This is a genomic window from Pseudomonas sp. 7P_10.2_Bac1 (assembly GCF_025465935.1).
In the GTDB taxonomy this organism is placed as follows: Bacteria; Pseudomonadota; Gammaproteobacteria; order Pseudomonadales; family Pseudomonadaceae; genus Aquipseudomonas.
In genome coordinates this window covers 109,613-128,763 of the sequence record NZ_JANLNV010000059.1, presented here as the reverse complement: position 1 = coordinate 128,763, position 19,151 = coordinate 109,613, and the positions used below count along the sequence as shown (strand labels likewise).

The window sequence follows — 19,151 nt, the reverse complement described above, 5'->3', positions numbered from 1 at the left end:
GGCGTGCGCTGGTTTGCCCTGTTCAGCGCATTCAGGTAGCTTTGCCGGTTACGCGAGTGCATTTTGGCTTCTACATTCAGGCTTTTTCTGCGAGCAGGCATTGATCCGTTCAATACCTGTCTTTGTGCTATGGCCTGATCTGGGCATCGCTCGCGCCTTATTCATCAGTCACTGACGCTAGGTTATCCATGGCTCAATACGTTTTCACCATGCATCGGCTGAGTAAGGTTGTTCCGCCGAAGCGGGAAATCCTGAAAAACATCTCCTTGTCGTTTTTTCCGGGCGCCAAAATCGGCGTACTTGGCCTGAACGGTTCGGGTAAATCTACTCTGTTGAAAATCATGGCTGGCGTCGACACCGAGTTCGACGGTGAAGCCCGTCCAATGCCAGAGCTCAATGTTGGTTATCTGCCACAAGAGCCGCAACTGGATCCGAGCAAAACCGTGCGCGAAGTGGTCGAAGAGGCCGTGAGCGTGATCAAGGATGCGCAAGCGCGTCTGGACCAGGTTTACGCTGAATACGCTGACCCGGATGCCGACTTCGACAAGCTGGCCGCTGAGCAAGCCAAGCTCGAGGCCATCCTGCAAGCCGGTGATGGTCACAACCTTGAGCGTCAGCTCGAAGTGGCCGCCGATGCACTGCGCCTGCCGGCGTGGGATGCCAAGGTCGAACACCTGTCGGGTGGTGAGAAGCGCCGTGTGGCCCTGTGCCGCCTGCTGCTGTCGGCCCCGGACATGCTGCTGCTCGACGAACCGACCAACCACCTGGACGCCGACTCGGTGGCCTGGCTGGAGCACTTCCTGCACGACTTCCCAGGTACCGTGGTAGCGATCACGCACGACCGTTACTTCCTGGACAACGTGGCGGGCTGGATTCTGGAACTCGACCGCGGCGCCGGTATTCCTTACGAGGGCAACTACTCGGGTTGGCTTGAAGCCAAGTCCGCGCGTCTGGCCCAGGAATCCAAGCAGCAGTCGGCCCATGAAAAGGCCATGAAAGACGAGCTGGAATGGGTGCGTAAAGGTGCCAAGGCACGTCAGTCCAAGTCCAAGGCGCGTCTGCAACGCTTCGAAGAACTGCAATCGCAGGAATTCCAGAAGCGCAGCGAAACCAACGAAATCTACATTCCGGCCGGTCCGCGCCTGGGTGACAAGGTTATCGAGTTCAAGAACGTGTCCAAGGGTTACGGCGATCGCGTGCTGATCGACAACCTGTCGTTCGCCATGCCTAAAGGCGCCATTGTTGGCGTGATCGGTGGTAACGGTGCCGGTAAGTCGACTCTGTTCCGCATGCTGATGGGCAAAGAGCAGCCGGATTCGGGCAGCATCGAAATCGGTGACACCGTGCAACTGGCGTGCGTTGATCAGAGCCGTGACGACCTGGATGGCAGCAAAACTGTGTTCCAGGCCATTTCCGATGGCTCCGACGTGATCCGCATCGGTAACTATGAAATCCCGTCGCGTACCTATGTGGGCCGTTTCAACTTCAAGGGCGGCGACCAACAGAAGTTCGTCAAGGACCTGTCCGGTGGTGAGCGCGGTCGCTTGCACCTGGCGTTGACCTTGAAAGAGGGCGCCAACGTGCTGCTGCTCGACGAACCGTCCAACGACCTTGACGTTGAAACGCTGCGTTCTCTGGAAGAAGCGCTGCTGGACTTCCCGGGCGCTGCCATTGTGATCTCTCACGATCGGTGGTTCCTGGACCGTGTTGCAACGCACATCCTGGCGTACGAAGACGACTCGCAAGCGGTCTTCTTTGAAGGCAACTACACCGAGTACGAAGCGGATCGTAAAAAGCGCCTCGGCGAAGCGGCCACCCAGCCGCACCGTGTGCGCCACAAAAAACTGGCCCAGTAAAGCCGGTTTGCAAGAAAAACGGAGCCCTTCGGGGCTCCGTTTTTTTTGGGGGACCCTGTAGGCGCGAGCTTGATTCGCGATCTTTTGATCGTGAGAAAGATCGCGAGGCAAGCTCGCTCCTACAGATTTGCGTGTTTTTATTGGTGCAAAACTGAGTACATAAATCACTTTTTTGGTGCGCAAAAGTCGGGTAAAACCGAGGCTATTTATATAAAAGCACCATTTAAATTCATAACTGCGACATTTTGCGCTGTCGCGGTGCGGAATGAATTGTTAAAGTTCTGGCCAATCTCCGTTTAACGACAACAAATTTGCCGAGACTTCCCTATGATCGAATCCGTCGACCACTTCCTTGCTCGCCTGAAAAAACGTGACCCGGACCAGCCAGAATTCCACCAAGCGGTGGAAGAAGTCCTGCGTAGCCTGTGGCCGTTTCTTGAAGCCAATCCGCATTATCTGACTTCAGGCATTCTTGAGCGCATCTGCGAACCAGAGCGTGCAATTGTGTTCCGCGTGTCATGGGTCGACGATGAAGGCAAAGTTCGGGTTAACCGTGGCTTCCGCATCCAGATGAACAGCGCGATTGGCCCGTACAAGGGCGGCTTGCGTTTCCACCCGTCGGTGAATCTGGGCGTGTTGAAGTTCCTGGCGTTCGAGCAGACGTTCAAGAATTCCCTGACCTCGTTGCCCATGGGCGGTGGTAAAGGCGGTTCCGACTTCAACCCCAAGGGCAAGAGCGACGCTGAAGTGATGCGCTTCTGCCAGGCCTTCATGAGCGAGTTGTACCGCCACATTGGTTCTGACGTTGACGTACCGGCGGGCGATATTGGCGTGGGGGCGCGCGAAATCGGCTTCATGTTTGGTCAGTACAAACGTCTGAGCAACCAGTTCACCTCAGTGTTTACCGGCAAAGGCATGAGCTACGGCGGCAGCCTGATTCGCCCTGAAGCCACCGGCTTTGGCTGTGTGTATTTCGCTCAGGAAATGCTCAAGCGCAGCGGTCAGCGCATTGATGGAAAGCGCGTGGCGATCTCCGGTTCAGGCAACGTGGCGCAGTACGCAGCACGCAAGGTCATGGACCTGGGCGGCAAAGTGATTTCGCTGTCGGACTCCGAAGGCACCCTGTACTGCGAAGCGGGCCTGAACGATGAACAGTGGGACGCGCTGATGGATCTCAAAAACGTCAAGCGTGGACGTATCAGCGAACTGGCCAGCCAGTTTGGCCTGGAGTTCCTGGCAGGTCAGCACCCGTGGAACCTGGCGTGTGACATCGCCTTGCCGTGCGCCACGCAAAACGAACTGGACGCCGACGCGGCCCGAACGCTGCTGAGCAATGGCTGCGTGTGCGTGGCCGAAGGCGCGAACATGCCGACCACCCTTGAGGCGGTAGACCTGTTTATCGACGCGGGCATTCTGTTCGCGCCGGGCAAAGCCTCGAACGCAGGCGGTGTGGCGGTGAGTGGCCTGGAAATGTCGCAGAACGCGATGCGCCTGCTGTGGACGGCCGGTGAAGTGGACAACAAGCTGCACAACATCATGCAGTCGATCCACCATGCGTGCGTGCATTACGGCGAAGAGAACGGCCGTATCAACTACGTCAAGGGCGCCAACATTGCAGGTTTCGTGAAAGTCGCCGACGCCATGCTGGCTCAGGGTGTGGTCTAACCCGGTTCTATCGTGAGGATCTCGACCTGCAAATCGCCTGCGGGTCGAATCCACAGCACTTCATCGCCCTGTCGCGCGCCCAACAGCGCGCGACCCAGCGGCGAGCCCCAGTTAATCAAGCCCTGCGCCGTATCGGCCTGATCTTCCCCGACCAGTTGCACCCGCTTTTGCGTGCCCTGTTCATCGATATAGGTGACCCAGCTGCCAATCTGCACCTTTTGCGTCGAGGTCGCGGGGGCGACTACCTGTGCGCTGTGCAGACGTTGATTGAAGTAGCGCAAATCGCGCTCCATATCGGCCAGGTGCTGCTGGTCGGCCGCGTCCTTGCGGGACGCTTCTGCGCTGTGCAGGCGTTGCAGCTCAGCGACCTTGGCTTGCAGTTGCTCAAGGCCCTGGGCGGTGACGTAATTGGGCTGTTCGCTGACCTGACGCTCAACCGGTGTATCGGCCTGATTGGCGGCACTGTCTTCGTTTACAAATGCACGGCTCATGATGGCAGTCCCTTTGTTAACCGTTTTCTCCCGTAGGAGGGGCCGCCCTGTTTTCGACGCCGCGCTGTCGCGCAGCAAACAGGCCAGCGAGTCTCTTCAGCATCCCCCCATCGGTTCCCTCTACTTTGGCTGCGCCAGAGAGTTATCCAGCGCCGAATGCTCGGCCAACTCCTGTTGGATAAACCCGGCAATCATTGCCCTATATACCGCTTCGGCCACCTCGGGGTTAGCGCCCAGTTCGTCAGCCAGGTTTCGGACCTTATGGATCACTTGCTCAACCCGTTGTGGGGCGCGTACTGCGTCGCTGTCTTTTTTGAACCGCGCGGCTTGGGATACATAGGCGCCACGCTCGGCCAGCAAGGCGACGATCTGGCGGTCGAGCGCGTCGATGTGCCCGCGTACGTGTTCCAAGGAATCACAGTTAACTGCCATGCTCTAAAGCTCCTTTCAGTAGTGATACCACTTAACTTCAAGCATCACTTCGTTGACCGGTGAGGCAAGGTGGCTGAACTCACGTTGCGCAGTCAATCGCAGCCCCAAATTACGGGAGATTTCCCATTGCTGATTCAGGCTCAGGCTACGGCGGACTTCGCCGTTGGTGAAGTAGTCAGCCTTGGTTTCCAGGCTCAGGTTGCCCACCGGGTTACGCCACAGCACGCCAGTGTTGTAGCCCGCGGCCGGTGAAACAAACGCAGCGAAGTCGTTGTTGTGCTCGACCCGCACGGTGCCTAACGCAAAGCCCAGCAGGTTGTCGCTTAACTGCCAAGTACCACCTGCGCCGCCGTTGGCGTGGGTGACTAGTCGTTCATTGCCATGTTTGCCCAGGACTCGTTCGAGCCCGCCGCCCACTTGCCATGACCAAGGCTGCAAAAGTGCGTTGCGCGGAGTCAGGGAGCGAATGTTGGCCAGGTCCAATTGCTGTACTTGCCACTTATTGCCTTCGTATTGACGCAGCTTGAGCTGGAGGATTTCAATCTGCGCGCCCAGCGGGAAGCCCGGTGCGTTGTCGTTCAGGTCGTGATAGGCCATGCGCAGGCCGTATTCGGCAAAGGCCTTGTCGTCGCGACTGCCCGCGCCGAGTTGCCAGGTGCGTGATTCGTGGCCGTTTTCGGGGAGTTCGGGGCGCTCGACTTGCAGTTCTGGCGCCGGGTTCTGGTTGATGGCGCGTAACAGTTCAAAGCTGCGTTGCGAACGCCCGGTATCGCGTTCAAGGCCGTTGGCGCGGTAGCGCTCAAGTCGATAGGCTGCGTCGATAATCAGCGCCTGACGCGCTTTGGGCAGCGCCATGAATGCCGGATTCTGTAACTGCCCCTGATCGGCGCTGACTTGCAATACCCATTGCTGTTCTTCGGGGTCGAGAACTTTGGCGCGGTCCAGCAACTCGCGCTCGCGAGACGGGCGGTACTCAATGCTGTCGACCAGGCCCGCTTCCTTGACCGCTTTCACGGTGTCGGTGGGGATCGCGGTCAGCGGGAATTGGGTGGTCAACTGCAAGCCCGGGCGCGCCACTTGCAACAGTTCCAACAGGCGGTACGAGCAGTTTTCATCGAAGAAGAAATAATCAAACTTGATCTGTTTCAACTCCCACACATGTTCGACCATGCGCTGGGTTTCTTCGGGTGTCAGATTGAGTCGGTATTCCCACAGGTCGCGGTTCTCGAGGCTGCGGTATTCCGAGAGTTTTTCCTGGTAGGGGACGAGGGCGAAGAGGCCGGGATAACCGCCGGCCAGGCCTTTCCAGGCATACAGAATGCTGTTGTCGGAGCCTTCGATATAGGCGCCGAAGTTGATCGCGTAGCTGAGCAGCGAGGTCTTGTTGCTTTGTACATCGGCCTGGTCAATGCGCAGCAAAGTGTGGCCGAACATGGACGACGGGCTGTTGAGGTACGCCGCCGGGAAGATCATCACCGTGCTGTGCGGCGCGACGTCGGAGAACCACTGAGTGAACTCTGCGCAGTCCACTTTGGGCAGGTCGTTGAGGTTCAGTTGCGCCTTGAGCCAGCGGGTGCGGGCCGGGTACACGCACTGCGGGTGTTTGTCGCCCAGGCTTACCGGGGCATACAACGCCTCGACGGTTGCACGCAGCTCTGCGTCAGGGTGGTGGGCTCCGTCCGGGGCCAGAAAGAATTTGTCGTCGCTGACATAGCTTCGCCAGCCGCCGAGTGAACGGGCTTCATAATGGCCCAGAGAAATCCAGAACGGGTCGTTGGCGAGTTGCTGCAAACGTTGATTGTCGATTTGAGGCGCGGCGTACAGCGGGGCGCAGGCACAGAGCGCCAGATAGGCAAGGCGTTTGAGCATGGTGAGCAACTGTTGTCAGGCGAATAGAAATGAAAAACAGCCAAATGCCCGCTCCCTGGGGAGCGGACACGTTTCACTTATGACGCAGCAGTTGCGTACTTGGACAGACGGGCATCGCTCTTGAGAACAGCCAGTGTGTTGGTGTGAACATCATCTGCGGTCACGTCAGCCTTGCTGAAGATCTGCTGGAAGTGTTCGTGGGTGACAGAGGCGAAATGCTCGCGGTCTTCAGGGGCGACACCCAGTACTACCGCGTAGGTAGTCAGTGCCTCGCCATTGCCTTTGGCCATGTCTTCGGACAGCTCGTTCATCATGCCATTCATGGCAATCCACGATTTGCCGCCGTAAGTCAGGGCGTCCTTGGTCGTACAGCCGTTGGTGCCTGAGGTCATGCCGAACGTGGCGTTGCCGGATGTACCGTTGGTGGTGGAGGCCAAGAAGTGAGCGGGTGTGCCGCGCTGACCTTCAAACAGCATGTTGCCCCAACCACAGTTCGGACCGCCAGGTGCTTGAGCCATGGCATTGAGGGAAACCGCTGTAAAAAGAGTACCGAGAAGAATCCGTTTCATATTCATTGTTCTCTATGCGTGCAATCAATGGACAAGGGGTTCTGGGCGTCATGCCCCAGAGCGGGCCGGTTATTAATCCAGTCTCGCAACATCTAGGAGTCTAGGCGCGATCTGCAGGTTCCGTGGTTTTTTGTAAAACAATCATTGATCGAGGGCAATTTTCCCCCGTAAACACGGGGTCCCGAGAATTCCCGTGTTGCGCGCCTTGCCAGTGGCGTACAGCCAGCGCCAGAATGCTTGCATCTGCCCTGCCTGATGTAAGGAAGCCCGATGCCTGATTCTGTTGCTGCCAGCCTGCGTCTAGCGCCTGACGCGCTTACCCGTCCTTTCTCCGCTGAACAGTTCAGCTTCTCGACCACCAATGATTTAGAACCCTTTCGCGGCATTCTCGGCCAGGAGCGCGCGGTCGAAGCCTTACAGTTTGGCGTGGCGATGCCACGTCCGGGTTACAACGTTTTTGTAATGGGCGAGCCGGGTACGGGGCGCTTCTCGTTTGTGAAGCGTTACCTCAAGGCGGAAGGCAAGCGCCTCAAGTCGCCGAGCGACTGGGTGTACGTCAATAACTTTGATGAGCCACGTGAGCCGCGCGCGCTGGAATTGCCCGCGAGTACGGCCGGGGCTTTTATCGCCGACATCAATGGCCTGATCGACAACCTGCTGGCGACGTTTCCGGCGGTGTTTGAACACCCAACCTACCAGCAGCGCAAAAGCGCCATCGACCGTGGTTTCAATCAGCGCTACGACCGTGCGCTGGATGTGATCGAGCGTCTGGCGTTGGAAAAGGGCGTGGCGCTGTACCGTGATAGCAGCAACGTGGCCTTTACCCCAATGAGCGACGGCAAGGCGCTGGATGAGGCCGAGTTTTCGCAGTTGCCTGAAGAAGAGCGCGAGCGCTTTCACGAGGATATTTCCGGGCTTGAGGAGCGCCTCAACGAAGAACTGGCCAGCTTGCCGCAGTGGAAGCGCGAGTCGAACAACCAACTGCGCCAACTGAACGAAGAAACCATTACTCTGGCCCTGCAGCCGCTGTTGTCGCCGTTGTCGCAAAAATACGCCGAAAACGGCGCAGTGTGCGGGTATCTGCAGGCTGTGCAGGTGTATCTGCTCAGAACCGTGGTCGAGCAACTGGTGGACGACAGCAAGACCGACGCACAGGCGCGCAAGCTGCTGGAAGAGCAGTATCTGCCTAGCCTGGTGGTCGGCCAGCCGATGAGCGGTGGTGCGCCAGTGGTGTTTGAACCGCACCCGACCTACGACAACCTGTTCGGCCGCATCGAATACAGCACTGACCAGGGCGCGCTGTACACCACGTATCGTCAACTGCGCCCGGGTGCCTTGCACCGTGCCAATGGCGGCTTTTTGATTCTCGAAGCTGAGAAGATGCTCAGCGAGCCTTTTGTCTGGGACGCGCTGAAACGTGCATTGCAGTCGCGTAAATTGAAAATGGAGTCACCGCTGGGCGAACTGGGGCGCATGGCCACCGTCACCCTGAGCCCGCAGGTGATTCCGCTGCAGGTCAAGGTCATCATCATTGGTGCCCGCCAGTTGTACTACACACTGCAAGACCTGGACCCGGACTTCCAGGAGATGTTCCGGGTGCTGGTGGACTTCGACGAAGACATCCCGATGGTCGATGAAAGCCTGGAGCAGTTCGCTCAGTTGCTGACTACCCGTACCTCCGAAGAAGGCATGGCGCCGCTGACGGCAGGCGCAGTGGCGCGTCTGGCGACGTATAGCGCGCGTCTGGCCGAGCATCAGGGGCGGTTGTCGGCGCGTATTGGCGATTTGTTCCAACTGGTCAGTGAGGCGGACTTTATCCGCCACTTGGCTAATGACGAAATGACCGACGCGGGCCATATCGAGCGTGCACTCAAGGCCAAGGCGACCCGTACCGGGCGTGTTTCGGCACGCATTCTGGACGACATGCTGGCGGGGATCATTCTGATCGACACCGACGGGGCGGCGGTCGGCAAGTGCAACGGGCTGACCGTGCTGGAAGTCGGTGACTCGGCGTTTGGTGTGCCGGCGCGTATTTCGGCCACGGTGTATCCGGGCGGCAGCGGTATTGTCGATATTGAGCGCGAAGTTAACCTCGGGCAGCCGATTCACTCCAAAGGGGTGATGATTCTGACCGGCTACCTGGGCAGCCGCTATGCCCAGGAGTTCCCGCTGGCGATTTCGGCGAGCATTGCCCTGGAACAGTCGTACGGCTACGTCGATGGCGACAGTGCTTCGCTGGGTGAGGCCTGCACGTTGATTTCGGCACTGTCTAAAACCCCACTCAAGCAATGCTTTGCGATCACCGGTTCGATCAACCAGTTCGGCGAAGTGCAGGCCGTGGGCGGGGTTAACGAGAAGATCGAAGGCTTCTTCCGACTCTGTGAAGCCCGTGGCCTCACCGGGGAGCAGGGGGCGATCATCCCGCAGGCCAACGTCGCGACCCTGATGCTTGACGAGAAGGTGCTCAAGGCCGTGCGCGAGGGCAAGTTCCACGTGTATGCCGTGCGCCAGGCCGATGAAGCCTTGAGCCTGCTGGTGGGCGAGCCTGCCGGTGAGCCGGATGAAGAGGGCCAGTTTCCTGAAGGTAGCGTCAACGCCCGTGTGGTCGAGCGTTTGCGCGTGATTGCAGAAATGGTCAACGACGACGACCTCAAGGAAGCTGAAAAGGAATTACTGGCAGAGGCCATGGCGGCGAAGAAGCCGGCTTGATGCTGGGGTAACTCGCCTGAGTGGGAGCGGGCTTGCTCGCGATGAAAGTGACACGGTGTGGCAGATGAACCGGGTCGTCCTTATCGCGAGCAAGTCCGCTCCCACAGGTTGGCGGTTCAATCAGGCGTGTCTATCCAACAATGGCGTGCCCCTGGAGGCAGGGCGCTAACACGTCTGTTGGAGGCGAGTACCGACCCACTGAAGCGCGCAATTTGGCGCGCAACCAGTGTGGTGCCCGAAGGCGCGCACCTCTAATTTCGCGAAAAATATTCCCGTCGAGGATGTGGAACAGTGGCTTGCTGGCTCGGCAGCAGGGCGCTGAGTGTTTGTGGGCAGGCGTCAAGCCGTTGGTCTTGGCGCCCTCTACGGTCGGGGTTTTCCTTCTATGCTCAGGGAGTGTCGTCTGAGACAGGCTCTACCGAGGGGCGCCGTCATGTCGCGCAACCTTTGCCTTACCCGTCAATGTCTGGGTCTTGAAACCCGCATTGAGTGCAGTATTCGTCCTTTGGCCGGCAATACCGGTTTGTGGACACTGCTGTTCGCGGCAGGTTTGTCAGGCGAGCAGCCGACCACGGTCAAATCCCAAGGGCCATTTTGCGGCCCGTTCGTGGCCGAAACCATTCTTGAGTCGATTGTTGAAAGCCTGACGCTGCACGGCTATCGCATCGCCAATTCGCCGCACATCTGGAGCCTGCATGTGCAGGCCCAGTTGCGTCAGATCAACGGCCAGCGTTGTCACGCTTTGCGCTAGTCAGCGCGGTGGCGTGACCTCCGGGACTTTGTCCAGCTTGACCTCAAAGCCATACTCTACGGGTTCCAGCGAGGTACGTGCGTAGCTCTCGATGTGCGTCGGGTGCCCATAAAAGTAGTGCACGTCGAAAGCGGCCGGGCCATTGGGCTCGGCGCTGTGGCTGACGGCGAGGACTTCCTTGAGGTAGTTACCGGTGTCGTCCTTGGCGTAAAAACGCCATGCGTCACTTGGGAACAACGCCTGATCAACCACCAGCGCATTGCCTTTGAGCTCCAGCCCTTTGGGCAGGTGGGCAACGTCGAGGTCTTGTTTATCAATGTCGGCTACGTACAACGGCATTGAGCCGATGGCGTAGGCAGGTGTTTCGGGGAACAGGTTGAGGTCATAGGTGATGACTCCGGTCTTGGGGTCAGCATCGAAGGCTTCGGCAGGTAGCTCCAGCGGTTCGCCGCGCTTGCCGTTCGCGTCCTCGGCGAAGAAGGTTACCGGGGTGTCGGCCGAGTCGGGCAGGGCGCCCAGCAATTCGTCATTGAAGGTGGGTGGGTGACTGAACTCCAGGGTAGCCGCGCTGGCGTCCTCCACCGATTGGCTGATGACCACGCTCTTTTTGAGCTGCTCGGGGTCAAGGGTTGCGTCTTTCAGGTAGTTGACGGCCTGATCGTCATACACCACCACAGACAGCGGCAGGGCCTGGATGTCTTTGCCGACGACATTTTTGTCGAGCCGCACCACCGGCAGGTCGAGTGTCTTGCGGGTGACCTTGGCGGTCGAGAAGTCGAGCACGCTGATGTCGATGTTTTCAATCTGCCCGTTGAAATACACCTTGCTGTAGTGATGCGGGTGTTTGTTATCAAAAGCTTTTTGTTCATCGTCGAGTTTTTTGCTGAACTCATCGCTCCAGGCTTTTTGCTTGAACATTTCTGCCAGTTGCTGCTGATAGAAAGCCAGCTGTTCGGCGTCTTCATCGATGGAACCGGCGCGCGTCAGGTACTGCCCTGTGGCGTCGCGGGCCTGGATGATCAGAGGGTTGAGTTCGGTGTCGCGTACTTCTTCAGCCAGCGGGGCGCTGTTGCTGATGTCGACCTCGGCGAAGTTCTTGCCCAGGGCCAGCAGCGTGACGCTGATGCTGCCATCGGAGTGGGTTTTACCCAGGTCTTTGCTGGTCAGGCTGAAGTTGACCACGTTGCCGGGGGCGATCACTTCTGCCTCGCCGTGCAGCGTGACCGGCTGGGGTTGCTGAATGTTCGCGGTCTCGACCCCATCGATATAAGGGTAGGTGATGGTGAGGTCGTCGGGGTTGCTCAAGTTGGCGCTGGAAGGGCTGAGCTGGATCCCGGAATCCGTTTCTGACCATTCAGCCTGGAAGGGTACTACTTGCTTGTTGCTCAGCGTCACGGACTGCCATTCCAGCGCATGGGGGAACGGGAAGTCGGACTCATTGTTCTGGCTGAACGGGAAGATCGGCTCCAGGTCGGTCAGGTAATCGGAGCTTGAGTTCTTGCGCACCACGAACAGGCCATTGATGTAGGTGTCGCTCAGGGCCTGGCTGTTGGGGTAGTGCTTGAGTTGCGCGAGTTCGTCAGTGCCGTACTCGGTTTCAATCGGCTTGTTCTGCAGCTTGATTCGGGCGCGTTCCAGCAGCAACAGCGAGCCGCCGAGGTCGGCCACGGCGTCTTTCAACTGCGGGTCCTGAATGGCATCAAGGCTCTTTTCGAACGCTGCGGTTCTTTCTTCCAGACTGGCCTGCGGATGTTTGTCGCCAGGCGAACAGCCGCCTGTCATGAGCAAAACCGTTGAAAGCCCGAGACAGACCAATGGGAATCGCAGATACATTGTTCGTTTTCCTGTCCGTAAACGATGCTGATGAGGTCGACACTAGCAGAAAATGTTTTTACAGGCTGTTTCTACCGCTTTATCTCTGCTCAATTCTGACTGATATACTCGCGCCCATTTTTTTACAGCCTGTGAGATTCAATGGAACGCTTTATCGAAAATGCAATGTACGCCTCGCGCTGGATTTTGGCGCCGATTTACTTTGGGCTATCGCTGGGTTTGCTGGCGCTGGCGCTGAAATTCTTCCAGGAAGTGTTTCACGTTATCCCCAATGTGTTTGAGTTGACTGAGTCGGACTTGATCCTGGTCATTCTGTCGCTGATCGACATGGCGCTGGTGGGCGGCCTGTTGGTGATGGTGATGATCTCGGGTTACGAGAACTTTGTCTCGCAACTGGACATCGACTCGAACAAGGAGAAGCTTAGCTGGCTGGGCACCATGGACTCTACCTCGCTGAAGATGAAAGTCGCGGCGTCGATTGTAGCCATCTCCTCGATCCACCTGCTGCGGGTGTTCATGGATGCTCGCAACATCGAAACCCAGTACCTGATGTGGTACGTGATCATCCACATGACCTTTGTTGTGTCAGCGTTTGCCATGGGCTATCTCGACAAGCTGACCAAGCACTGATCGTGTCGTGACGTGCAGTACACCATCCCGGGCTGCGAAGGCTTTGGGGGCTGTGGTAGTCTGCTCGCCCTTTTTTGGTTTTGGGCGACTGTGAGGGAAGCGGTTGTAAATGGCTTTTTTCAAGTCGCTCTATAGCGGAGCAGTGTTATGTCCGAAGTAAATCTGTCGACCGACGAAACGCGCGTCAGCTACGGCATTGGCCGTCAACTGGGCGACCAACTGCGCGACAACCCGCCACCGGGTGTTAGCCTGGACGCGATCCTGGCCGGTCTGACTGACGCTTTCGCAGGTAAGGAAAGCCGTGTTGGCCAGGAAGAAATGTCTGCCAGCTTCAAAGTGATCCGCGAGATCATGCAAGCTGAAGCCGCTGCCAAGGCAGAAGCTGCCGCAGGTGAAGGCAAGGCTTTCCTGGCTGAAAACGCCAAGAAAGACGGCATCACCACTCTGGCTTCCGGTCTGCAATTCGAAGTTGTGACCGCTGGCGAAGGCGCCAAGCCAACCCGTGAAGACACCGTACGTGTTCACTACCACGGCACCCTGATCGACGGCTCTGTGTTCGACAGCTCCTACGATCGTGGTCAGCCTGCTGAATTCCCGGTAGGCGGCGTGATCGCTGGCTGGACCGAAGCCCTGCAACTGATGAACGCCGGCAGCAAATGGCGCATCTACGTGCCGAGCGAATTGGCTTACGGCGCGCAAGGCGTTGGTAGCATCGCTCCGCACAGCGTCCTGGTATTCGACGTTGAGCTGCTGGACGTTCTGTAAGAACACCACGCTCTAGCTGTAGGGGCGAGCTTGCCTTGCGATCTTTTGATCGTTTAAACGCTCGCTCCTACAGGGCCTTTTAGCGGCTCCACGTTGTCATATTTCTATTCGGGTGTGGTGTTCGTGAGGTACCGCCGTGCCGATGGGGCGCAATGCCCGGGCATAGCAAAACAGAAACAGATTACGCACCAGCTCCTTGAGCACCAGCGGCTCGCTTGAGTTGAGGCCGTTGAAATCCAGGTCGCCCTGGTCCTGCAGTTCGTTGAGCGCTTCTTCTTCCAATACCGCGCAGACCTCGCCGGTTTCCCGGTGCAGGATTCGCAGGTAAGGGTGTGGACGGTCCAGCCAGGCATCAATTAAATAAGTCATCGTCGTCATCTCCTAGATGAATGACAATGAGAATAATTCTTATTCAGTTAATAGCAAGTGCCTATTGGCGGATTTCTCTTTTTTCTACGTTAAAACTGCTGTGGGTCAACGTTGCAGGCTTTTTGATAGTGCGGGGGCGTGTTGCGAAGAGTTGTCCCTTCCTGCGCGGACGCAGGAAGGCAGGTAGTCGGATCAGACTTTGCGCACGAACTCGGACTTGAGCTTCATCGGGCCGATACCGTCGATCTTGCAGTCGATGTCGTGGTCGCCATCGCACAGGCGGATGTTTTTGACCTTGGTGCCGACTTTGACCACCAGCGAGGTGCCCTTGATTTTCAGGTCCTTGATCACAGTGATGGTGTCGCCGTCGTTCAAAACGGTGCCGGCGGAGTCTTTGTAGATTTTTACATCACTGGTGTCTTCAGCGTCGCCGTTGGCGGACCACTCATGGGCGCATTCCGGGCAGATCAGCTGTACGCCGTCTTCGTAAGTGTATTCGGAATTGCATTTCGGGCAGGGTGGCAACGTGCTCACTAAAGCTCCTTGAAAGTCAGGTGGGCTAAAAGGCGCGCATTATATAGGGTTTTTGTGCCGAAGGGGGCGAATGGTGTTTACCGACAGGAGCGAGCCTGTCTCGCGATCTTTTGGTCTAGGGGCGTAAAAAAAGCAGCAACACCACGCCTGTGCGCAGTGCAGCTGCTTTGATCACCATCAGTGCGTGCGAGCTACTGCAAACTCGCTCAGTTCAACCAGTGCGTCGCGGTACTGGCTTGGCGGCAGCGCGTCGAGGCAGACAATCGCACGGGCTACGTAGTCGCGTGCCAGTTGCGCGGTGTATTCCAGCGAGCCTGAAGCTTCCACGGCGACACGAATGCTTTCGAGGTCTTCAATGCCACCTTTTTGAATGGCCGTACGAACCAGGGCAGCTTGTTCCGGCGTGCCTTCGCGCATGGTGTAGATCAGCGGCAAGGTCGGTTTGCCCTCGGCCAGGTCGTCACCCACGTTCTTGCCCAGGGTCTGGGCATCACCGCGGTAGTCGAGCAGGTCGTCGACCAGTTGGAAGGCCACGCCCAGGTGGTCGCCAAACGTGCGCAAGGCTTCGCGTTGCTCGGGCGTCGCTTCGGCCAGCGCGGCGGCGCTGTGGGTCGACGCTTCGAAGAGCATGGCGGTCTTGCCGCGAATGACTTCCATGTAGGTTTCTTCGGTGGTGCTGGCGTCCCGTACCTTGGACAGCTGCAGCACTTCGCCTTCGGCAATGATGCGAGTGGCTTGTGAAAGAATCTTCATCACCGGCATCGAGCCCAGTTCGACCATCATTTCGAAGGAACGCGAGTACAAGAAGTCGCCGACCAGAACACTCGGGGCATTGCCCCAGGTGGCGTTGGCGGTCTTGCGGCCACGGCGCATGCCGGACATGTCGACTACGTCGTCATGGAGTAGGGTCGCGGTGTGCAGGAACTCAATGGTCGCCGCCAGCAGGCGCAGGTCGTCGCTTTCGCGGCCCAGGGCCTTGCCGCACAACAGCACTAATAAAGGACGAAGGCGTTTGCCGCCGGCCGAAGTGATGTAGTCGCCAATTTTTGAGACCAGCGGTACGCGTGAAGTCAGCTGCTTCTTGATGATGCCGTCGACGGCGCTAAAATCGTCCGCCACCGCGCGGTAGAAAGCTTGGGGTTGCATCAGCGACAGGTGCTCCAGAAGGGTTGCGCGGCATGCTAGGTCGGGGGGCTGGGCCTGTCAAGGCACGATGGACGGCCCCTTGCAAGGCAGGCGTGGCTTGCGTACAATCGCGCACCCTGAACTTCCTGGGCAGCACCTGCCTTACGCAATTGCACTTGGGCCGTTCCAGCCCCATGCAGCCATGCCAGCCAATACCTTTACCTATAAAGCGCTGGGTGAGCAGGATTATCGGAGAAATACCATGTCGTACGCAGTAATCGTTACTGGTGGCAAGCAATACAAAGTAGCACCGGGTGAATACCTGAAGATCGAGAAACTGGAAGTCGCTACTGGCGAATCCGTCACTTTTGATCGCGTTCTGTTGGTCGCCAATGGCGACGACGTAAATATCGGCGCTCCAGTTGTTGCTGGCGCCACTGTTGTTGCAGAAGTGATTTCCCAAGGTCGTCACGACAAAGTACGCATCATCAAGTTCCGTCGTCGTAAGCACCACATGAAGCGCATGGGCCACCGCCAGTGGTACACCGAGATCAAAATCACCGGTATTCAGGCTTAATTTCAGCCTAATTCCTCACTAGGAGAATTGACTCATGGCACACAAAAAAGCTGGTGGTAGTACCCGTAACGGTCGCGACTCAGAAGCCAAACGCCTTGGCGTGAAGATGTATGGCGGCCAGGCTATCGTTCCGGGCAACATCATCGTGCGTCAGCGCGGCACCCAATTCCACGCTGGCTACGGCGTTGGTATGGGCAAAGATCACACCCTGTTCGCGAAAGTGGAAGGCGTGATCAAGTTCCAGGTTAAAGGCGCCTTCGGTCGCCGCTACGTAAGCATCGTTCCGAAGACTGAAGTCGTCGCAGCGTAATAGCTTGGTAGCTGGAAGAGCCCTGTCTTGCGACGGGGCTTTTTCGTTTTTGGGGTGAGTCTCTTGCAAAGCTGTTTGTATGGGCTTTTGGCGCCGGATTTGACGGTCGTTGATTGGGGTCGCTACGCTCATTTTTGCAAGAGTCTTATGTCTAGTTTTTATCGGCTCGTCCTGATGACGAGAGGCGCGTTTTGTTATGAAGTTTGTTGATGAAGTATCGATCAAAGTAAAAGCAGGCGACGGTGGTAACGGTTGCATGAGTTTCCGTCGTGAGAAATTCATCGAAAATGGTGGTCCCAACGGTGGTGATGGTGGTGACGGCGGCTCGATCTACATGGTCGCCGACGAAAACCTCAACACCCTGGTCGACTACCGCTACACCCGTCACTTTGAGGCGCAGCGTGGCTCTAACGGTGGCAGCACTGATTGCACCGGCCGCAAGGGCGAAGACTTGGTACTGCGTGTTCCGGTCGGCACTACCGTGATTGATGCGGGCACTCAGGAAATCATTGGTGACCTGACAGTCCCGGGTCAGCGTTTGCTGGTTGTGCATGGCGGCTGGCACGGCCTGGGTAACACTCGTTTCAAATCCAGTACCAACCGTGCGCCGCGCCAGACCACGCCGGGCAAGCCGGGTGAGCAGCGTGACCTCAAGCTGGAATTGAAAGTGCTGGCGGACGTCGGTCTGCTGGGCTTGCCGAATGCCGGTAAAAGTACTTTCATTCGTTCGGTGTCTGCGGCCAAGCCGAAAGTCGCTGATTATCCGTTCACGACCCTGGTGCCTAACCTGGGTGTGGTGAGCGTTGATCGTTGGAAGAGCTTTGTCATTGCCGACATTCCGGGTCTGATCGAGGGCGCTTCCGAAGGCGCGGGCCTGGGGATTCGCTTCCTTAAGCACTTGGCGCGTACCCGTCTGTTGCTGCATCTCGTGGACATGGCGCCGGTTGAGGGTACTGACAGCGCTGCTGATACCGCTGAAGTGATCGTTAACGAGCTGATCAAGTTCAGCCCGTCGCTGGCCGAGCGTGATCGCTGGCTGGTATTGAACAAGTGTGACTCGCTGCCAGAAGAAGAGCACGACGCGCGCGTCAAGGAAGTGGTTGATCGTCTGGAGTGGACCGGCCCTGTGTACGTCATCTCGGCGATTGCCAAGATCGGTACCGACAAGCTGTGCCATGACATCATGCGCTATCTTGAAGACCGTGCTGATCGCCTGGCCAATGATCCGGCTTACAAAGAAGAGCTGGCTGATCTTGATCAGCGCATCGAAGACGAGGCGCGTGCGCAGCTTCAGGCGCTGGACGACAAGCGTGCCCTGCGTCGCAGCGGTGTTAAGAGCGTTCATGATATGGGCGACGATGACTGGGACGAAGAAGATGTGGATGACGAAGATGGTCCAGAAATCATTTACGTCCGCGACTGATTCGTTGCAGTAAACTACAGCGCCGCTCAATTGAGCGGCGTTTTGGTATCTGTGAAACTGTAATCAAGAATAAATCCATGGGTAGCGCTCGGTCGCGCTGCTCTCAGGCATAGGTTGGATGATGATGCGGAGCAAGGTGACAGGTGCGCAGCGTTGGGTCGTGAAAATCGGCAGCGCATTGCTGACAGCAGATGGCAAGGGCCTGGATCGCACGGCAATGGGCGTGTGGGTCGAGCAGATGGTGGCTTTGCATGAGGCCGGTGTTGAGTTGGTGCTGGTGTCTTCGGGCGCGGTAGCAGCTGGCATGAGCCGCTTGGGCTGGACGGTGCGACCCAGTGCGATGCACGAACTGCAGGCGGCCGCTGCTATTGGGCAGATGGGCCTGGTGCAGGCGTGGGAGTCGAGCTTTGCTGAGCATTCGCGACACACTGCGCAGATTTTGCTGACGCACGACGATCTGTCCGACCGCAAGCGTTACCTGAACGCTCGCAGCACCTTGCGCGCCTTGGTTGAGTTGGGCGTGATCCCGGTGATCAACGAAAACGACACTGTGGTCACGGATGAAATCCGCTTTGGAGACAACGACACGCTGGCTGCGTTGGTCGCTAACCTGGTCGAAGCTGACTTGCTGGTGATCCTGACTGACCGCGACGGCATGTTTGACGCGGACCCGCGTAACAATCCCGATGCCAAGATCATCTATGAAGCGCGTGCTGATGATCCGGCGTTGGATGCGGTTGCGGGCGGTACGGGTGGTGCGTTGGGTCGTGGCGGCATGCAGACCAAACTGCGTGCGGCGCGCTTGGCAGCTCGTTCCGGGGCGCATACCATTATCGTCGGTGGTCGTCTGGAGCGCGTTCTGGATCGCCTTAAGGTGGGCGAGCGCCTGGGTACTTTGCTCTCGCCAGAGCGTGGCATGCTGGCTGCACGCAAACAGTGGTTGGCCGGGCATCTGCAGACTCGCGGCACCCTGGTGCTGGATGATGGCGCTGTCGCAGCGTTGTCCGAAGGGCACAAAAGCTTGCTGCCGGTCGGTGTCAAGGCGGTGCAGGGTGGTTTCCGTCGTGGCGAGATGGTTGTGTGTGTAGGGCCTGATGGGCGAGAAATTGCCCGCGGCCTGGCCAATTACAGTGCGGCTGAGGCGCAGAAGATCATCGGGCAGCCGTCGGATGCTATCGTCGGCGTATTGGGTTACATGGCTGAGCCAGAGCTGGTTCACCGCGACAACTTGATCTTGGTATGA

18 protein-coding genes are annotated in these 19,151 nt (G+C 57.9%); 10 read left to right on the top strand and 8 right to left on the bottom strand.

The features are described from left to right. The first annotated feature begins 188 nt into the window (after positions 1–188). Both ettA and gdhA read left to right on the top strand, forming a co-directional pair. On the top strand, positions 189–1,856 hold the full coding sequence (gene ettA / locus NTD86_RS11810; RefSeq protein WP_262202396.1) for an energy-dependent translational throttle protein EttA: 1,668 nt from the start codon (positions 189–191) through the stop codon (positions 1,854–1,856). 327 nt (positions 1,857–2,183) lie between these two features. Then, entirely contained in the window at positions 2,184–3,521 is a 1,338-nt protein-coding gene (gene gdhA / locus NTD86_RS11805) for an NADP-specific glutamate dehydrogenase (protein WP_262202395.1), read from the top strand. On the opposite strand, the gene NTD86_RS11800 is transcribed toward gdhA, so the two are convergent. The 4 genes from NTD86_RS11800 to NTD86_RS11785 all read right to left on the bottom strand — a co-directional run bounded on the left by NTD86_RS11800 (position 3,518) and on the right by NTD86_RS11785 (position 6,882). Beyond that, on the bottom strand, positions 3,518–4,012 hold the full coding sequence (locus NTD86_RS11800; protein ID WP_262202394.1) for a GreA/GreB family elongation factor: 495 nt from the start codon (positions 4,010–4,012) through the stop codon (positions 3,518–3,520). The genes gdhA and NTD86_RS11800 overlap by 4 nt on opposite strands. Positions 4,013–4,132: 120 nt before the next feature. Beyond that, complete coding sequence (locus NTD86_RS11795; protein ID WP_262202393.1) at positions 4,133–4,444, bottom strand: chorismate mutase; 312 nt, start codon at positions 4,442–4,444, stop codon at positions 4,133–4,135. A 15-nt stretch (positions 4,445–4,459) separates the two neighbouring features. Then, positions 4,460–6,313: a DUF4105 domain-containing protein gene (locus tag NTD86_RS11790; RefSeq protein WP_262202392.1), complete on the bottom strand. Its 1,854-nt coding sequence runs from the start codon at positions 6,311–6,313 to the stop codon at positions 4,460–4,462. Between the two features lie 77 nt (positions 6,314–6,390). After that, a complete protein-coding gene (locus tag NTD86_RS11785) occupies positions 6,391–6,882 on the bottom strand; it encodes a DUF3015 domain-containing protein (protein WP_262202391.1) in 492 nt (163 codons plus the stop codon). Positions 6,883–7,152: 270 nt separating this feature from the next. On the opposite strand from NTD86_RS11785, the gene NTD86_RS11780 reads away from it, so the two are divergent. Both NTD86_RS11780 and NTD86_RS11775 read left to right on the top strand, forming a co-directional pair. Further along, complete coding sequence (locus tag NTD86_RS11780; protein WP_262202390.1) at positions 7,153–9,591, top strand: Lon protease family protein; 2,439 nt, start codon at positions 7,153–7,155, stop codon at positions 9,589–9,591. A gap of 433 nt (positions 9,592–10,024) precedes the next feature. Further along, on the top strand, positions 10,025–10,342 hold the full coding sequence (locus tag NTD86_RS11775; protein ID WP_262202389.1) for a hypothetical protein: 318 nt from the start codon (positions 10,025–10,027) through the stop codon (positions 10,340–10,342). On the opposite strand, the gene NTD86_RS11770 is transcribed toward NTD86_RS11775, so the two are convergent. Continuing rightward, positions 10,343–12,175 carry a hypothetical protein gene (locus NTD86_RS11770; protein WP_262202388.1) on the bottom strand — a complete coding sequence of 611 codons (1,833 nt, stop codon included), beginning with the start codon at positions 12,173–12,175 and terminating at the stop codon, positions 10,343–10,345. A gap of 141 nt (positions 12,176–12,316) precedes the next feature. Here NTD86_RS11770 and NTD86_RS11765 point away from each other — a divergent pair, with 141 nt between their 5' ends. Together NTD86_RS11765 and NTD86_RS11760 are read left to right on the top strand one after the other, a co-directional pair. Beyond that, a complete protein-coding gene (locus NTD86_RS11765; RefSeq protein ID WP_262202387.1) occupies positions 12,317–12,805 on the top strand; it encodes a TIGR00645 family protein in 489 nt (162 codons plus the stop codon). Positions 12,806–12,952: 147 nt separating this feature from the next. Next, entirely contained in the window at positions 12,953–13,570 is a 618-nt protein-coding gene (locus NTD86_RS11760; protein ID WP_262202386.1) for an FKBP-type peptidyl-prolyl cis-trans isomerase, read from the top strand. Between the two features lie 96 nt (positions 13,571–13,666). Here the strand turns inward: NTD86_RS11760 and NTD86_RS11755 are convergent, their stop codons facing one another. From NTD86_RS11755 to NTD86_RS11745, 3 genes are all read right to left on the bottom strand, one after another. Beyond that, positions 13,667–13,939, bottom strand: a complete 273-nt coding sequence (locus NTD86_RS11755; protein ID WP_262202385.1) for a hypothetical protein — start codon at positions 13,937–13,939, stop codon at positions 13,667–13,669. Positions 13,940–14,131: 192 nt separating this feature from the next. After that, the gene (locus tag NTD86_RS11750; RefSeq protein ID WP_262202384.1) at positions 14,132–14,473 is read right to left on the bottom strand and encodes a zinc ribbon domain-containing protein YjdM; all 342 of its coding nucleotides are present in this window, start codon (positions 14,471–14,473) and stop codon (positions 14,132–14,134) included. A 177-nt stretch (positions 14,474–14,650) separates the two neighbouring features. Next, positions 14,651–15,619 carry a polyprenyl synthetase family protein gene (locus tag NTD86_RS11745; RefSeq protein WP_262202383.1) on the bottom strand — a complete coding sequence of 323 codons (969 nt, stop codon included), beginning with the start codon at positions 15,617–15,619 and terminating at the stop codon, positions 14,651–14,653. 241 nt (positions 15,620–15,860) lie between these two features. Here NTD86_RS11745 and rplU point away from each other — a divergent pair, with 241 nt between their 5' ends. From rplU to proB, 4 genes are all read left to right on the top strand, one after another. Continuing rightward, complete coding sequence (gene rplU, locus NTD86_RS11740; protein WP_007950961.1) at positions 15,861–16,175, top strand: 50S ribosomal protein L21; 315 nt, start codon at positions 15,861–15,863, stop codon at positions 16,173–16,175. A 34-nt stretch (positions 16,176–16,209) separates the two neighbouring features. Beyond that, entirely contained in the window at positions 16,210–16,485 is a 276-nt protein-coding gene (gene rpmA, locus NTD86_RS11735) for a 50S ribosomal protein L27 (protein WP_047273595.1), read from the top strand. Between the two features lie 196 nt (positions 16,486–16,681). Beyond that, positions 16,682–17,908: an Obg family GTPase CgtA gene (gene cgtA, locus NTD86_RS11730; RefSeq protein WP_262202382.1), complete on the top strand. Its 1,227-nt coding sequence runs from the start codon at positions 16,682–16,684 to the stop codon at positions 17,906–17,908. A 124-nt stretch (positions 17,909–18,032) separates the two neighbouring features. Then, positions 18,033–19,151, top strand: a complete 1,119-nt coding sequence (proB, locus tag NTD86_RS11725; RefSeq protein WP_262202727.1) for a glutamate 5-kinase — start codon at positions 18,033–18,035, stop codon at positions 19,149–19,151.

What these genes read in the sequence shown, in the direction of transcription:
- NTD86_RS11780 (WP_262202390.1), top strand. Translation starts at nt 7,153, where the DNA reads ATGCCTGATTCTGTTGCTGCCAGCCTGCGTCTAGCGCCTGACGCGCTT.
- NTD86_RS11800 (WP_262202394.1), bottom strand. Translation starts at nt 4,012, where the DNA reads ATGAGCCGTGCATTTGTAAACGAAGACAGTGCCGCCAATCAGGCCGAT.
- NTD86_RS11765 (WP_262202387.1), top strand. Translation starts at nt 12,317, where the DNA reads ATGGAACGCTTTATCGAAAATGCAATGTACGCCTCGCGCTGGATTTTG.
- NTD86_RS11770 (WP_262202388.1), bottom strand. Translation starts at nt 12,175, where the DNA reads ATGTATCTGCGATTCCCATTGGTCTGTCTCGGGCTTTCAACGGTTTTG.
- NTD86_RS11790 (WP_262202392.1), bottom strand. Translation starts at nt 6,313, where the DNA reads ATGCTCAAACGCCTTGCCTATCTGGCGCTCTGTGCCTGCGCCCCGCTG.
- NTD86_RS11795 (WP_262202393.1), bottom strand. Translation starts at nt 4,444, where the DNA reads ATGGCAGTTAACTGTGATTCCTTGGAACACGTACGCGGGCACATCGAC.
- NTD86_RS11755 (WP_262202385.1), bottom strand. Translation starts at nt 13,939, where the DNA reads ATGACTTATTTAATTGATGCCTGGCTGGACCGTCCACACCCTTACCTG.
- NTD86_RS11775 (WP_262202389.1), top strand. Translation starts at nt 10,025, where the DNA reads ATGTCGCGCAACCTTTGCCTTACCCGTCAATGTCTGGGTCTTGAAACC.
- NTD86_RS11785 (WP_262202391.1), bottom strand. Translation starts at nt 6,882, where the DNA reads ATGAAACGGATTCTTCTCGGTACTCTTTTTACAGCGGTTTCCCTCAAT.
- gdhA (WP_262202395.1), top strand. Translation starts at nt 2,184, where the DNA reads ATGATCGAATCCGTCGACCACTTCCTTGCTCGCCTGAAAAAACGTGAC.
- NTD86_RS11745 (WP_262202383.1), bottom strand. Translation starts at nt 15,619, where the DNA reads ATGCAACCCCAAGCTTTCTACCGCGCGGTGGCGGACGATTTTAGCGCC.
- rpmA (WP_047273595.1), top strand. Translation starts at nt 16,210, where the DNA reads ATGGCACACAAAAAAGCTGGTGGTAGTACCCGTAACGGTCGCGACTCA.
- proB (WP_262202727.1), top strand. Translation starts at nt 18,033, where the DNA reads ATGCGGAGCAAGGTGACAGGTGCGCAGCGTTGGGTCGTGAAAATCGGC.
- cgtA (WP_262202382.1), top strand. Translation starts at nt 16,682, where the DNA reads ATGAAGTTTGTTGATGAAGTATCGATCAAAGTAAAAGCAGGCGACGGT.
- ettA (WP_262202396.1), top strand. Translation starts at nt 189, where the DNA reads ATGGCTCAATACGTTTTCACCATGCATCGGCTGAGTAAGGTTGTTCCG.
- rplU (WP_007950961.1), top strand. Translation starts at nt 15,861, where the DNA reads ATGTCGTACGCAGTAATCGTTACTGGTGGCAAGCAATACAAAGTAGCA.
- NTD86_RS11760 (WP_262202386.1), top strand. Translation starts at nt 12,953, where the DNA reads ATGTCCGAAGTAAATCTGTCGACCGACGAAACGCGCGTCAGCTACGGC.